Source organism: Azospirillum sp. (assembly GCF_050789165.1).
The window spans coordinates 26,539-40,092 of sequence record NZ_JBOZRT010000034.1; the positions used below are offsets into that span (position 1 = coordinate 26,539).

Annotated in this window: 13 protein-coding genes; 6 read left to right on the top strand and 7 right to left on the bottom strand. The window is 71.0% G+C overall.

Annotated elements, in window-relative coordinates:
* Positions 1-7 precede the first annotated feature (7 nt).
* Positions 8-2,011, top strand: a complete 2,004-nt coding sequence (locus tag ACRWK7_RS07555) for a HAMP domain-containing methyl-accepting chemotaxis protein (protein ID WP_431855593.1) — start codon at positions 8-10, stop codon at positions 2,009-2,011.
* Positions 1,972-3,465 (top strand): mechanosensitive ion channel family protein, encoded by a 1,494-nt coding sequence (locus tag ACRWK7_RS07560; protein ID WP_431855594.1) that lies wholly within the window; start codon positions 1,972-1,974, stop codon positions 3,463-3,465. Before ACRWK7_RS07555 ends, ACRWK7_RS07560 begins: the two co-directional genes overlap by 40 nt.
* Positions 3,466-3,752: 287 nt before the next feature.
* On the opposite strand, the gene cysN is transcribed toward ACRWK7_RS07560, so the two are convergent.
* On the bottom strand, positions 3,753-5,687 hold the full coding sequence (gene cysN, locus ACRWK7_RS07565; protein WP_431855595.1) for a sulfate adenylyltransferase subunit CysN: 1,935 nt from the start codon (positions 5,685-5,687) through the stop codon (positions 3,753-3,755).
* Positions 5,687-6,580 carry a sulfate adenylyltransferase subunit CysD gene (gene cysD / locus ACRWK7_RS07570; RefSeq protein ID WP_431855661.1) on the bottom strand — a complete coding sequence of 298 codons (894 nt, stop codon included), beginning with the start codon at positions 6,578-6,580 and terminating at the stop codon, positions 5,687-5,689. Before cysD ends, cysN begins: the two co-directional genes overlap by 1 nt.
* Before the next feature lie 250 nt (positions 6,581-6,830).
* On the opposite strand from cysD, the gene ACRWK7_RS07575 reads away from it, so the two are divergent.
* Positions 6,831-7,148 (top strand): hypothetical protein, encoded by a 318-nt coding sequence (locus ACRWK7_RS07575; RefSeq protein WP_431855596.1) that lies wholly within the window; start codon positions 6,831-6,833, stop codon positions 7,146-7,148.
* A 3-nt stretch (positions 7,149-7,151) separates the two neighbouring features.
* Here the strand turns inward: ACRWK7_RS07575 and ACRWK7_RS07580 are convergent, their stop codons facing one another.
* Both ACRWK7_RS07580 and ACRWK7_RS07585 read right to left on the bottom strand, forming a co-directional pair.
* Complete coding sequence (locus ACRWK7_RS07580) at positions 7,152-7,655, bottom strand: mismatch-specific DNA-glycosylase (protein ID WP_431855597.1); 504 nt, start codon at positions 7,653-7,655, stop codon at positions 7,152-7,154.
* 8 nt (positions 7,656-7,663) lie between these two features.
* Complete coding sequence (locus ACRWK7_RS07585; protein ID WP_431855598.1) at positions 7,664-8,413, bottom strand: sulfite exporter TauE/SafE family protein; 750 nt, start codon at positions 8,411-8,413, stop codon at positions 7,664-7,666.
* A 125-nt stretch (positions 8,414-8,538) separates the two neighbouring features.
* On the opposite strand from ACRWK7_RS07585, the gene ACRWK7_RS07590 reads away from it, so the two are divergent.
* From ACRWK7_RS07590 to ACRWK7_RS07600, 3 genes are read left to right on the top strand one after another with little or no spacing between them, the layout of a single operon-like run.
* Positions 8,539-9,267 carry a Crp/Fnr family transcriptional regulator gene (locus ACRWK7_RS07590; protein WP_431855599.1) on the top strand — a complete coding sequence of 243 codons (729 nt, stop codon included), beginning with the start codon at positions 8,539-8,541 and terminating at the stop codon, positions 9,265-9,267.
* A complete protein-coding gene (locus tag ACRWK7_RS07595) occupies positions 9,255-9,662 on the top strand; it encodes a bacteriohemerythrin (RefSeq protein ID WP_431855600.1) in 408 nt (135 codons plus the stop codon). The genes ACRWK7_RS07590 and ACRWK7_RS07595 overlap by 13 nt, the downstream gene beginning before the upstream one ends.
* Positions 9,663-9,696: 34 nt before the next feature.
* The gene (locus tag ACRWK7_RS07600) at positions 9,697-10,257 is read left to right on the top strand and encodes a hypothetical protein (protein WP_431855601.1); all 561 of its coding nucleotides are present in this window, start codon (positions 9,697-9,699) and stop codon (positions 10,255-10,257) included.
* Between the two features lie 19 nt (positions 10,258-10,276).
* Here the strand turns inward: ACRWK7_RS07600 and ACRWK7_RS07605 are convergent, their stop codons facing one another.
* From ACRWK7_RS07605 to ACRWK7_RS07615, 3 genes are all read right to left on the bottom strand, one after another.
* Positions 10,277-10,975 carry a pirin family protein gene (locus ACRWK7_RS07605; RefSeq protein ID WP_431855602.1) on the bottom strand — a complete coding sequence of 233 codons (699 nt, stop codon included), beginning with the start codon at positions 10,973-10,975 and terminating at the stop codon, positions 10,277-10,279.
* Between the two features lie 117 nt (positions 10,976-11,092).
* On the bottom strand, positions 11,093-11,797 hold the full coding sequence (locus ACRWK7_RS07610) for an ABC transporter ATP-binding protein (RefSeq protein WP_431855603.1): 705 nt from the start codon (positions 11,795-11,797) through the stop codon (positions 11,093-11,095).
* A 115-nt stretch (positions 11,798-11,912) separates the two neighbouring features.
* Positions 11,913-13,544, bottom strand: a complete 1,632-nt coding sequence (locus tag ACRWK7_RS07615; protein WP_431855604.1) for an acyl-CoA synthetase — start codon at positions 13,542-13,544, stop codon at positions 11,913-11,915.
* Between the last annotated feature and the right edge of the window lie 10 nt (positions 13,545-13,554).

Below are 13,554 nucleotides of genomic sequence, written 5' to 3' on the forward strand. Positions count from 1 at the left end.
GCCGACCATGACCATCAAAACCAAGCTCCGGCTGGCCTTCGGGATCCTGATAGGGCTCTTCGTCGCCTTCGGCGTCGGCGTCCTGCAGGTGCTGTCGGCGGTGTCGGCGGACAGCGATCTGGTCGCCAAGGACGTGCTGCTCGGCATCCAGGCGACCTACGCCATCGACGTCGCCTCCAGCGACTACCGCTCCGCCGAGATGATGCACGTGCTGAGCCACGACGATGGCGACATGCAGGCGCTCGAGCAGACCATGGCCCGCCTGAAGGACGACATCGCCCACTGGCGCAAACGGTACGAGCCGCTCGTCGACACGCCGGAGGAGCGCCGCTTCTACGACGCCTTCGCGCGCGACTACACCACCTATCTGGCGAGCAGCGCCAGGATGCTCGACCTGTCGCGCCGCAACGAGACCACCGGGGCGACGGCGCTGCTGCGGGAGACCGGCGCCCTCTTCCAGGCGTTCTCCACCGACCTGGAGGAGCTGGTCCGCCTCGCCGCCGCGCACGCCACGGAGGCCAACCGCGCTTCGGCCACGCTGATCGGCGACAGCCGGATGATGATCCTCGGCGGCATGGCCGTGGTGCTGCTGTTCGGCGGCGCCTGCCTGTGGGGGGTGGACCGCGGCATCGGCCAGCCGGTCGCGACCATGACCGGCACGCTGACCCAACTGGCCGCCGGAGACTTCTCGCACATCGAGGCCGCCACCGACCGCACCGACGACCTCGGCCGCATGGCCCGCGCGGTGGAGGCCACCGGCATGGCGGTGCGGGCGCTGGCCACCGACCTGGGCGAGCTGGTGGACGCCGCGCACGCCGGCGCGCTGTCCACGCGCGCCGAGCCGATCGGCCACACCGGCGAGTACGCCGTGCTGGTCAAGGGCATGAACGAGTTGATCGAGGGCCTGACCCGCCCGCTGTTCGAGGTGGTGGAGGTCATGCAGCTGCTCGCCGCCGGCGACCTGCGCGGTCGCATGGAGGGCGCCTACGAGGGCGACCTGCGCGCGCTGAAGGCCAACATGAACCGCAGCCTCGACGCGCTGGTCAGCCTGCTGCACGAGCTGGGCTCGGTGACCGCGGCCATGGCGCAGGGCAACCTGACGCGCGCCGTCGGCGGCAGCTACCAGGGCGACTTCGCGGTGCTGAAGGGCCACATCAACCAGGCCATCGAGCAGCTGCGCGGCCTGATCGGCTCGGTCGCCGAGGACACCCAGCAGATCGCCGTCGCCATCACCCAGACCTCCGCCGCGGCCCGGCAGGTCGCGGAGGAATCGTCGCGCTCGCTGACCACGCTGAACGGCGTCGCCATCAGCATCGGCGAGACCGCCGCCTCGGTCGACACCATCGCCGGCAGCGCCACGCGCGGCAGCGAACTGGCAGCGCGCACCACCGCCTTCGCCGACGAGGGGCGCGCCCGCCTCGTCCGCCTCGCCGAATCGGTGGAGCGCATCGCCGCCACGCACGGCCGGATCGAGCAGATCACCGGCAAGATCACCCGCATCTCCGACAAGACGCACATCCTGTCGCTGAACGCCGGCATCGAGGCGGCGCGGGCCGGCGAGGAGGGCATGGGCTTCGCCATCGTCGCCCAGCAGATCGGCCGGCTGGCCGAGGAGGCCGCGCTCGCCGCCCACGACATCGAGCAGATCATCGCCGAATCCGCCCAGGTCGTGCGCGAGGGCGTCGGCACCACCGCCGAGGCGCGCACCGCCATCGAGCGCATCGCCGAGGCGGCGCACGACAGCGGCGCCACCGTGCAGGCGATGTCCGCCGCCATCACCCAGCAGTCGGCGGCGGTGAAGGACCTGCACGAGCGGGTATCGGCGCTGCGCCAGGGCAGTCAGGCCAACGCCGCCGCCGCCGAGGAGATCAGCGCCACCATGGAGGAGCTGGCCCGCATGGTCCATCGGGCCCGCGAGCAGGTCGGCCGCTTCGTCCTCACCCAGTCCGCCCAAACGGAGCCGCGCGCCCAATGGCAGCCCCTTACGCTCGAAAACTCGGCAAGCTCCTGACGCCGCTCGCCGGCTGTCTGGTCCTCGGCGGGGCGCTGTACTTCGCCGGCACCACCTACCAGGACGCGGGCGCCGAGGCGCTGGCCGTGGTCTACCGGGTGCTGGGCTACGCGCTCAGCATCGGGCTGATCCTGTTCGCCGCGCTGTTCGTGCACCGGCTGGTGCAGGTGGTGGTGCTGGAGGGGTTGGTCAGCTCGGCGCTGGGCGAGCCGGTGCCGCGGCTGCTGGTCCAGCTCTCCGGCATGGTGGTGTTCGGCATCGCCTTCGCCGCCATCGCCGGCTACGTGTTCAAGCAGGACCTGACGGTGCTGTGGGCGGCGTCCGGCGTTCTGGGCGTCGTGCTCGGCATGGCGATCCGCGAGCCGCTGCTCGACATCTGCTCCGGCCTCGCCCTCAACCTCGACCGGCCGATCCGCATCGGCGACCACATCCGCCTGCACCGCGCCGGCGACATCACCATCGAGGGCCGGGTACAGGAGATCAGCTGGCGCAGCACCCGCATCAAGGACGACTTCGGCAACATCGTCGTGGTGCCGAACAGCCGGCTTGCCGCCTCCACCATCACCAACCACTCGCGGCCCGAGCCGTTCATCGAGTTCATGACCAGCGTCGTCCTCGACCACGGCGTCCCGACCGAGCGCGCGCTGCGCATCCTCGAGGCGGCGGCGCTGGAGGCCTGGGGCACCTTCGTCGTCCCGGGCGCCGGCGCCCCCTACATCCGGGTGCGCGCGGTGACGCTGGACGGCGTCGAGTACGGCATCTTCTTCGACACGCCCGTCGAGAAGCGCTTCCGCGCCCGCAGCCTGGTGCTGCAGAAGGTGCTGGAGCACCTCGGCGCCGCCGGGCTGCGCCCGGCCTGGCCGAAGGGCGAGCGCAGCCCCGGCGACCCGGCGACGCGGGCGTGGCGCGACCTCGACGCCGCGCGGATCGCCCAGGCGCTGGCCGGCACCGCGCTGTTCGGCGGGCTGCCGGCCGACGACGTGCGGGTGCTGGCGGAGAACGCCCGGCTGCGCCGCCTGCCGGCGGGCGCCACGCTGGCCCAGGCCGGGGAGGCCGCGGCGGCGCTCTACGTCGTGCTGGAGGGGTTGCTGACCGTCGAGCCGGTGCGCTCCCGCACCGGGCAGGCGGAGCCGCCGCGCGACGCCGGCCCCGGCAGCGTGGCCGGCGCGGTCGCCCTGTTCCAGGGCACGACCTACGCCGAGACGGCGCGCGGCCGCACCGAGGTGCTGGTGGTGGAACTGGGACTGGAGGCGATCCGCGCCCTGGTGACCCGCCGTCCGGAGGGTGCCGAGGAGCTGAGCCGGCAGGTGGCGGCGCTGGTGGTCAGCGAACTGCGCGGCCGCGCCGGCGGCCGCCGCAGCCTCGCCGCCGAGGCCGACCTCGCCGCCGACGTGCTGGCCCACATCCGGCGCGCGACGGGAATGCAGCCGGTGGTGCTGGCGTCGGGAGTGTAAAGCCTGTCCGGACGGTGTAACCGGGAAGCCCGGATGTTTCCCGGCGGCGGATCAGGGTAGCGTCGGTGGTCCGTATCCCAGATACCACCGCCGTGGAGAACCCTGATGTCCGGTCTCGTGCTGTTCCTGCTGCTTCCCGCCGTCGCGCTGGGCATGGCGATGGCGGGGCCGTCGGGACGGTAGCGTGTTTGCCCCCTCCCCATCCCTCCCCCGCCTTCGGCGATGGAGGGGGCCTCTATCCCCTCCACCGCGGAGCGGGGGAGGGTTAGGGAGGGGGCCGCACGTCCTCAGATCGTCCAGTCGTCCAGCGGAATCAGGCCCCGCCGTTCCAGCTCCCTGACGACGCGGGCGGCGAGCGCGTCGGGCGCCTCGTCGCCGGCGGGCAGGTGGATCTCCGGCGCCTCGGGCGCCTCGTACGGGCTGGAAATGCCGGTGAAGTTCGGCAGCTGCCCGGCCCGCGCCTTCTGGTACAGCCCCTTGGGATCGCGCGCCTCGCACACCGCCAGCGGCGCGTCCACGAACACCTCCAGGAACTCGCCTTCCGCCAGCAGCGCCCGCGCCATGCCACGTTCCTCGCGGAACGGCGAGATGAAGCTGACCAGCACGATCAGCCCGGCGTCCACCAGCAGCTTCGCCACCTCGCCGACCCGCCGGATGTTCTCCACCCGGTCCTCCGCCGTGAACCCCAGGTCCCGGTTCAGCCCATGCCGCACGTTGTCGCCGTCCAGGCTCATCGTGCGCCGGCCGCGGCGGTGCAGCTCCTGCTCCACCAGATCCGCCACCGTCGACTTGCCCGCCCCCGACAGGCCCGTGAACCACAGCACGCACGGCGTCTGCCCGTTCAGCGCGGCGCGCTGCGCCTTGCCCACCTTCATCGACTGCCAGTGGATGTTCGACGCCCGGCGCAGCGCAAAGTCGATCATCCCGCAGCCCACCGTGGCGTTGCTGATCCGGTCGATCAGCACGAAGCTCCCCGTCGCCCGGTTGTCGGCGTAGGCGTCGAACGGCACCGGCCGGTCGAGCGCCAGGTTGCACGCCCCCACCTCGTTCAGCTCCAGGTGCTTGGCCGCCAGATGCTCCAGCGTGTTGACGTTCACCGCGTGCTTCAGCTCGGTCACCTGGGCGCCGACCAGCGCCGTGCCGACCCGCAGCAGGTAGCCGCGCCCGGGCAGCAGCGGCTGCTCGCCCATCCACACCACGTGCGCGGCGAACTGGTCGGCGACCTCGGGGCGCGCCTGCGCCGCCGCGATCACGTCGCCGCGCGAGACGTCCACCTCCTCGGCCAGCACCAGCGTGACGGCCTGATCCGCCACCGTCATCTCCAGCTCGCCGTCCAGCGTGACGATCCGCGCCACCGTGGTGGTGCGCCCGCCCGGCAGGATCGCCACCGGGTCGCCGACCCGCACCGCGCCGCCGGCGACGGTGCCGGAAAAGCCGCGAAAGTCCTGGTTGGGGCGGTTCACCCACTGCACGGGAAAGCGGAACGGCCGGCTCAGCGCGTCGCTGGCGACCTCCAGCGTCTCCAGCTTGCCCAGCAGCGTCGGCCCGTCGTACCAGCCCATGGCGTCCGACGGCCGGGTGACGTTGTCGCCGGTCAGCGCCGACACCGGGATGCAGGTGACGTGCGGGATGCCGAGCTGGCCGGCGAAGGCGCGGTAGTCGGCGGCGATGCGCTCGAACGCCGCGCGGCTCCAGCCGACCACGTCCATCTTGTTGACCGCCAGCACCACGTGCCGGATGCCGAGCAGCGCGACGAGGTAGCTGTGCCGGCGCGTTTGGGTCAGCACCCCCTTGCGCGCGTCCACCAGCAGCACCGCGGCGTCGGCGGTGGAGGCGCCGGTCGCCATGTTGCGGGTGTACTGCTCGTGGCCGGGCGTGTCGGCGACGATGAACTTGCGCTTGTCGGTGGTGAAGAAGCGGTAGGCGACGTCGATGGTGATGCCCTGCTCGCGCTCGGCCGCCAGCCCGTCCACCAGCAGCGCCAAGTCCAGCGTGCCGGCCCCGGTGGTGCCGAAGCGCGAGGAGTCCGTCTCCAGGCTGGCCAGCTGGTCCTCGAACAGCAGCTTGCAGTCGTACAGCAGCCGGCCGATCAGGCTGGACTTGCCGTCGTCCACCGAGCCGCAGGTGATGAAGCGCAGCAGGTCCTTGTTCTCCTGGCCGCGCAGGTAGGCCTCGACCTCCTGTACGGCCTCGCCGGAGGCAACGGCGTCGTTCTGCAGCATCAGAAATAGCCTTCCTGCTTCTTGATCTCCATGGAGGCGGCGGCGTCCTGGTCGATGACGCGGCCCTGGCGCTCCGAGGTGGTGGCCAGCAGCATCTCGCGGATCACCTCGGCCAGCGTGCCGGCGCGGCTCTCCACCGCGCCGGTCAGCGGGTAGCAGCCCAGCGTGCGGAAGCGCACCCATTTGGTCTCCGGCGCCTCGCCGGGCCTGAGCGGCAGGCGCTCGTCGTCCACCAGGATCAGGGCGCCGTCGCGCCTCACCACCGGGCGCGGCGCGGCGAAGTACAGCGGCACCACCGGGATGTTCTCCTGGTAGATGTATTGCCAGATGTCCAGCTCGGTCCAGTTGGAGAGCGGGAAGACGCGGATGCTCTCGCCCTTGTTGATGCGGCCGTTGTAGAGGCTCCACAGCTCCGGGCGCTGGTTCTTCGGGTCCCAGCGGTGGGTGGACGTGCGGAAGGAGAAGATGCGCTCCTTGGCGCGGGACTTCTCCTCGTCGCGGCGCGCGCCGCCGAAGGCGGCGTCGAAGCCGTGCCTGTCGAGCGCCTGCTTGAGGGCTTGCGTCTTCATGACGTCGGTGTGGACGGCGGAGCCGTGGGAGAACGGGCCGATGCCCTGGCGCACGCCGTCCTCATTGACGTGGACGATGAGGTCGAGGCCGAGGTCCTTCACGCGCTGGTCGCGGAACGCGATCATCTCGCGGAACTTCCAGGTGGTGTCCACGTGCATGAGCGGGAAGGGCGGCTTGGACGGGTAGAAGGCCTTCATGGCGAGGTGCAGCATGACCGAGCTGTCCTTGCCGATGGAGTACAGCATGACGGGGTTGCGGAACTGCGCCGCGACCTCGCGCATGATGTGGATGCTCTCGGCCTCGAGGCGTTGCAGGTGGGTCAGGCGGGCGGCGGGCAAAACGGTCACGGCGGCACCGGAAAGGCTGCATCGGTGCCCTGGCTATACTGCGCCGGGACCGGGTCCGGCAACAGAATTCTACAACTTTTTTACATTATACAATTTTATTTAGTTGTTAATGTCCTCAGCCGAAAGGCGAGTGGTACCCCCTGCCCTTATGGTGCGTTGCGATGACGGCGCGAATCGGCATCATTCATCTTGGGTACAGGTTCCCTCGCATCAATGGACGAGACCCATGTGGAGGCTGCTGATCGTCGTAGCCGTCGCCCTGCTGCCGCTGGGCCTGTCGCATCTCGCCCAGGGGAGCGGGGTGCCGGCGATGCTGTCGGCGTGGCTGCCCCGCGTCGAGCGCCCGGCGGCGCTGGCCGGTCAGACGCCGCCGCCGGACTGGCGGGAGAGCGCCTATCTCGCGGCCAACCCCGACGTGGCCGCCGCGGTGCGCCGCGGCGCCTACGAATCCGGCTACCAGCACTACCGCCTGGACGGCCTGCGCGAAGGGCGCAGCGGCGGCTTCCCGGCCCCGCGCAACGTGGCGGAACTGCCGGAGCGTTGACGGTCAGCCCGCGCGCCCGGCCAGCGCGGTGAACCAGCGCAGCTTCTCGGCGTAGGGCAGGCGCGCCAGCCCGCTCGGCGACGGCACCACGAAGTCGATCGCCCCGTCGAACAGCGATGCCGGCTGCTCCCCCCACTCCGCCCGGTCGATCCCGGCCGCCGCGAGGTAGACGCCCTTGCCGGTGTAGGCGACGATGCGCGGCCGGTGCGCCTCCACCAGCGCGCGCAGCGGCCCGGCCCCGGCGCGCAGTTCGGCGCGGCTGAGGTCGGCGGCGCTCGGCGTGGCGCGGGCGACGAGGTTGGTGGAGCCGAGGCCGTACCGGAGCATCGTCCGGTCCTCCTCCGGCGCCAGCAGCCGCGGCGTCAGGCCTGAATCGGCGAGCAGCCGCCAGAACTGGTTCCCCCGCCCCGCGTAGTTGTGCCCGATGGCGCCGGAGCGGGTGCCGGGGTTGAAGCCGCAGAACAGCACGCGCAGGCCCGGCGCCACGATGTCCGGGATCGGCTGCACCTCCCCCATCAGCGCACGAAGAACAGCACGGCCATGGTCAGCCCGACCACGACGATGGCCGGACGCAGCGTGGCCGGCGGGATGCGGCGGGCCAGCCGCGCCCCGGCGTAGCCGCCGATGATCGCCGCCACCGCCATCAGCAGCGCCTGCGGCCAATGCACCGCGCCGCCCGCCGCGTAGGTCGCCACCGCGATGGCGGTGAGCACGGTGGACAGCAGGTTCTTGAGCCCGTTCATGGCGTTCAGGCTGGTCAGCCCGAACACGCTGAGATGCGCCAGCAGCAGGATCCCCAGGCCGCCGTTGAAGTAGCCGCCGTACACCGACACCGCGAACAGCCCGCCCAGCATGGCGCCGCGCCCATGGATGCCCTGGCGCTGCAGCCAGCGCGACAGCCGCGCCCCGAAGGCGAACAGCCCGGTGGCGGCGAGCAGCAGCCACGGCACGATGGCGCGGAAGACGGCGTCCGGCGTCCACAGCAGCAGCGCCGCCCCGACCAGCCCGCCGATCAGGCTGACCACCGACAGCCACAGCGTGCTGACGCCGTCCACCGGTTCGATGTCGTGGCGGAAGCCGTAGGCGCCGCTGGCGTAGCCGGGCAGCAGCGCCACGGTGCCGGTGGCGTTGGCGGCGACCGGCGGCACCCCGGCGTAGATCAGCGCCGGCAGCGTCAGGAAGCTGCCGCCGCCGGCCATGGCGTTGAGGCCCCCGGCCAGGAACGCCGCGGAAAGGAGGAGGAGGGTCAGGATCGGATCAGGCATGATGCGCCGCTTTATGCAGCAGCCCGCGCCGTGAGACAATCCGCCGCGCCTAAATTCTGCGCACGACGCGAGCGATTCCTTATCGGTATAACGATCCTCGCCATGAGCCACGGCTGCCGGACGCCATGCTGAACCGCCTGAAGGGACTGAAGCCGAACGACCTGGAGGCGGTGCGCGCCGCCCCGCTGTTCCGCCGCATGCCCCAGCCCGCCATGGACAAGCTTCTGGCCAGCGCCTCGGTGATGGCGGTGCCGCGCTTCGGCACGCTGTTCTTCCAGGACGAGCAGGCCGACCGCTTCTTCCTGCTGCTCAGCGGCTCGGTCAAGCTGTCGCGGCTGAGCGCCGACGGCGAGGAGGCCGTGGTCAGCCTGGTCGAGCCCGGTCAGGTCTTCGCCGAGGCCGACATGTTCTCTTCCGCCCGCTACCCCCTCAGCGCCGAGGCGGTGGAGCCGACGCGCGTCCTGGTCTTCACGGCGGAGGAGTTCTTCCGCTGCATGCGCGCCGACCCGGAGGTGGCGTTCCGCGTGGTCGAGGCGCTGTCGCAGCGCATCCGCGGCTTCGTCCAGCAGATCGAGCACCTGCACGTCCGCTCCTCGCCGCAGCGGGTCGCCAGCTTCCTGCTGAACCTCTGCCCGGAGGCCGGCAAGGACGTCCACTTCGAGCTGCCCTTCGAGAAGAGCCTGATCGCGCGCCGTTTGGGCATGCAGCCGGAGACCTTCTCGCGCGCGCTGGCCAAGCTGCGCAAGATCGGGGTGGAGACGCACGGGGCGGCGGTGTTCGTCGCCAATACGGCCAAGCTCAAGGAATTCTGCGCGTCCGACGACGGCGGAGCGGGACGATCATGGAAACAGTGAACTGGACCGACGCGCTGCTGACCGGCGTCGACGAGATCGACGCCGAGCACCGCTACTACTTCGAGATCCTGCACCGCTTCAACAAGGCGCGCGCCGACGGCTTCGACCCGCGGCGGCTGCGCACGCTGCTGAACGACCTGCTGGCCTACATCGAGATGCACTTCCGCAACGAGGAAACCATCATGCGCGAGGCCGGCTATCCCGCGTTCGAGCGCCACATCGCCGGCCACGCGCGCGCCGCCAAGGCGATCCAGGACACCTTCGCCGCCGACCCGAGCGACGCCCAGGTGCACGAGTTCCTCAACAGCTTCCTGTCGCGCTGGCTGATCAACCACATCCAGAGCGAGGACCGCGCGTTCGGAGAGTGGATGGAGCGGAGCGGGAAGACTCTCTGAGCGAACAAACCGCCCTCCGCGCCGTTAACGGCGCATGACCCGCATGACCATCGCCGAGGCGCAGAGCCGCATCACCCGCTTCCTGACCCAGGACATGGTGGAGTCGCTGCGCGCCGTGGAGCACGAGTCGCCACCGCTGGCGCGCGAGCCCTCCCCCACCCCGCTGTCCGACCTGCTGCGCGCGCAGGTGACGTTCAGCCACGTCCCCGGCTCCTCGGACTGCATCTACAAGGTGGAGGCGTTCGGCGACGCGCTGCTGATGAGCCTGCAGCTCAACGTGCGGCGCTTCGTGGCGCTGTACCGGGTTCCGGTGGCGGATCCCATCGACTCCAACACCATGGCGCCGCGCTTCGAGCGCTGGGCCATCGGCGCCGGGCACGCCGGCTGGATGATCGGCTGGCGCGACGGCGCCGACCCCTGGAAGCCCGAGGAGAAGGTGGTGGAGACCTACTGCTACGCCATGCTGCCGGAAGACTTCCTGGACGACCCGCTGGAGCAGCTGTACTGGCGCACCGACCTCGTGCAGATGACCCGCGCCTTCATGGTCGAGGCCCGGCGCATGGGCATCCGGCTCTCATCGAAGGGCGGGGGCTGACCCCCGCCCTCCCCGAGCGCTACGCCAGATCGAACAGCAGCACCTCGGCGCCGATGCCCTGATCGAGGGTCAGCGCGGTCTCGTCGCTGACCGCGGCGCCGTCGCCCTCCTTCAGCGTGACGCCGTTGAGCCGCACCTGCCCGCGGGCCACCTGCACCCAGGCGTGCCGGCCGGGGCGCAGTTCCAGCGTTGCGGACTCGTCGCCGTCGATCAGGCCGGCGTAGAGGTCGACGTCCTGGTGGATCGTCACGCTGCCCTGCCGCCCGTCGCGCGAACCGACGAGGCGGAGCGTGCCGCGCTTCTCGGCCTCGGCGAACGCCGTCTGCTCGTAGCCCGGCGCCAGCCCCTTGCGCTCCGGCAGGATCCAGATCTGCAGGAAGCGGGCGGGGTTCTCGCGCGAGGCGTTGTACTCGCTGTGGCGGATGCCGGTGCCAGCGCTCATGCGCTGCACCTCGCCGGGGCGGATGACCGAACCGGTGCCGAGGCTGTCCTTGTGCTCCAGGGCACCGTCCAGCACGTAGGAGACGATCTCCATGTCGGCGTGGCCGTGCGTCGGGAAGCCGGCGCCGGGGATCACCCGGTCGTCGTTGATGACGCGCAGCGACCGGAAGCCCATGTGCGCCGGGTCGAAGTAGTGCCCGAACGAGAAGCTGTGCCGGCTGTCCAGCCAGCCCATGTTCACCGCACCGCGCTCGTCCCTGTTGCGAACCGTGATCATTGCCGAACCCTCCTGGCGGCCGATGGGCCGCTCTCTCGTGTCGGGCATGATGTGGCGATTGGGACGGGAACAACAACGCGCGCTGCTACGACAGAACTGTTCTCATAATTGGAACAATCAGAGGCCCAGGTAGGCCTGCTTCACCGCCGGATCGTTCAGCAGCGCGTCGCCGGTGCCGGACAGGACGACGCGGCCGTTCTCCATCACATAGGCACGGCTGGCCAGCTTCAGCGAGGCGGCGACGTTCTGCTCGACCAGGATGATGGTCATGCCCTGCTCGCCGAGCGCGCGGATGGTGCGGAACAGCTCCTGCACCAGCGCCGGGGCGAGGCCGAGCGACGGCTCGTCGAACATGATCAGCTCAGGCTTGCCCATCAGGCAGCGGCCGATGGCGAGCATCTGCTGCTCCCCGCCGGACAGCGTGCCGGCCGCCTGCTCCAGGCGCTCCTCCAGGCGGGGGAAGAGGTGAAGGACGTGCGCGAAGGTGTCCTTGGCCGAGGCGCGGGCGCGCGGGATGACGGCGCCCATCTCCAGGTTCTCGCGGATCGACAGCGTCGGGAAGATCTGCCGCCCCTCCGCCACCTGCCCGACGCCGAGGTCGCACACCACGTGGCTGGGCAGCCCGGCGATCTCCCGGTCGTGCAAGCGGATGGAGCCGCGCGCCGGCTTGAGGATGCCGGAGATGGTGCGGATCAGCGAGGTCTTGCCGGCCCCGTTGGCGCCGACGATGGCGGTGGTGGTGCCGGCCTCGACGGACAGCGACACGGAATCGAGCGCCTGGGCGTCGCCGTAGAACAGGTCGAGGTCGGTGATCGTCAGCATGGGCCGGGAGAACTGGAGGACGGGGGCGCACTCTAGCGCAGCCCCCGCTCCATCGGAATCGAAACTACGCCGGGGCGGCTTCCTCGCGCGCCGCAGGCGGTCGCCCAGGCCACCGTCACCCTTTCTCCCGGATCGCCCGGTCCCGCAGCTCGCGGCGGATGATCTTGCCGGTGGTGGTCATCGGCAGGGAGTCCACGAAGGCGATCTCGCGCGGGTACTCGTGGGCGGCGAGGCGCGTCTTCACGTGCTCCTGGATGTCCCTGACCAGCTCCGGCCCCGGCGGCACACCCTCGTTCAGCACGACGAAGGCCTTGACGATCTCGGTGCGCAACGGGTCGGGCACGCCGACCACGGCGGCCATGCGCACCGCCGGGTGGGCGATCAGGCAGTCCTCGATCTCGCCCGGGCCGATGCGGTAGCCGGCCGAGGTGATGACGTCGTCGGCGCGCCCGACGAAGCGGATGTAGCCCTCCTCGTCCAGCTCACCCTGGTCGCCGGTGACCAGCCAGTCGCCGATGAATTTGTCCGCGGTCGCCTTGGGGTTGCCCCAGTACTCCAGGAACATCACCGGGTCCGGCCGGTGCACGGCGATGTGGCCGAGCGCGCCCGGCGGCAGCCGGTTGCCGTCGTCGTCGATCACCGCCACGTCGTGGCCGGGCACCGGACGGCCCATGACGCCGGGCTTCTCCGGCATGACCGCGGCGCAGGAGGAGACGATCATGTTGCACTCGGTCTGGCCGTAGAACTCGTTGATGGTCAGCCCGAAGGTGCGGCGGCCCCAGTCCAGCAGCTCCGCCCCCAGCGTCTCGCCGCCCGAGGCGATGGAGCGCATGGAGTAGGCGAAGCGCCCCTGCGGGGTCTCCACCGCCCGCATCATCTTCAGCGCGGTCGGCGGCAGGAAGGCGTTGCGCACGCCGAAGTCGGCGATCAGGCGGAACGCCTCCTCGGCGTCGAACTTCTCGAAGCGGTGGGCGACCACGGTGACGCCGTGGTGCCACGCCGGCATCAGCACGTCCAGGAGACCGCCGATCCACGCCCAGTCGGCCGGCGTCCAGATGCGGTCGCCCGGCTGCGGGAACAGGTCGTGCGAGATCTCCACCCCGGGCAGATGGCCGAGCAGCACGCGGTGCGCGTGCAGCGCCCCCTTCGGCTGGCCGGTGGTGCCGGAGGTGTAGATGATCAGCGCCGGGTCGTCGGCCAGCGTGTCCACCGGCGTGAAGGCGTCGGATTGCTGCGCCAGCAGCGCGTGGAGGTCGTGGAAGCCGCGCAGCGGCCCGTCGATGCACAGCACGACCTCGAGGTTCGGCAGCCGCGCCGCCAGGGCCGCGATCTTCTCCGCCCCGGCGGCATCGGTGACCACCGCCTTGGCGCCGCAATTGCCCAGCCGGTATTCCAGCGCGTCGACGCCGAACAGGCCGAACAGCGGCACCGCGATGGCGCCCATCTTGTAGACGGCGACGTGCGACACCGCGGTCTCCGGCGCCTGCGGCAGCAGGATGCCGACGCGGTCGCCGCGCTCCACGCCCAGCGCCTGCAGCAGGTTGGCGAGGCGATTGGACTGGGCGCGGATGTCGGCGAAGCTGTACTCCTCCACCGCGCCGTCGCGGCGCTTGTGGATCAGCGCGGTACGGCCGGGGTCGCGCTCGGCCCACGTGTCGCAGACATCGACGCCGATGTTGTAGCGCTCCGGCACGTCCCAGCGGAAACGCGCGGTGATCTCGGCATGGCTCGCCCCGTGCGGCAGCATGCGGTTCCCT

Coding starts and splice junctions, on each gene's coding strand:
- ACRWK7_RS07555 (WP_431855593.1), top strand. CDS start 8: ATGACCATCAAAACCAAGCTCCGGCTGGCCTTCGGGATCCTGATAGGG.
- ACRWK7_RS07560 (WP_431855594.1), top strand. CDS start 1,972: ATGGCAGCCCCTTACGCTCGAAAACTCGGCAAGCTCCTGACGCCGCTC.
- cysN (WP_431855595.1), bottom strand. CDS start 5,687: ATGCTGCAGAACGACGCCGTTGCCTCCGGCGAGGCCGTACAGGAGGTC.
- ACRWK7_RS07575 (WP_431855596.1), top strand. CDS start 6,831: ATGTGGAGGCTGCTGATCGTCGTAGCCGTCGCCCTGCTGCCGCTGGGC.
- ACRWK7_RS07585 (WP_431855598.1), bottom strand. CDS start 8,413: ATGCCTGATCCGATCCTGACCCTCCTCCTCCTTTCCGCGGCGTTCCTG.
- ACRWK7_RS07590 (WP_431855599.1), top strand. CDS start 8,539: ATGCTGAACCGCCTGAAGGGACTGAAGCCGAACGACCTGGAGGCGGTG.
- ACRWK7_RS07595 (WP_431855600.1), top strand. CDS start 9,255: ATGGAAACAGTGAACTGGACCGACGCGCTGCTGACCGGCGTCGACGAG.
- ACRWK7_RS07600 (WP_431855601.1), top strand. CDS start 9,697: ATGACCCGCATGACCATCGCCGAGGCGCAGAGCCGCATCACCCGCTTC.
- ACRWK7_RS07605 (WP_431855602.1), bottom strand. CDS start 10,975: ATGATCACGGTTCGCAACAGGGACGAGCGCGGTGCGGTGAACATGGGC.
- ACRWK7_RS07610 (WP_431855603.1), bottom strand. CDS start 11,797: ATGCTGACGATCACCGACCTCGACCTGTTCTACGGCGACGCCCAGGCG.
- ACRWK7_RS07615 (WP_431855604.1), bottom strand. CDS start 13,544: ATGCTGCCGCACGGGGCGAGCCATGCCGAGATCACCGCGCGTTTCCGC.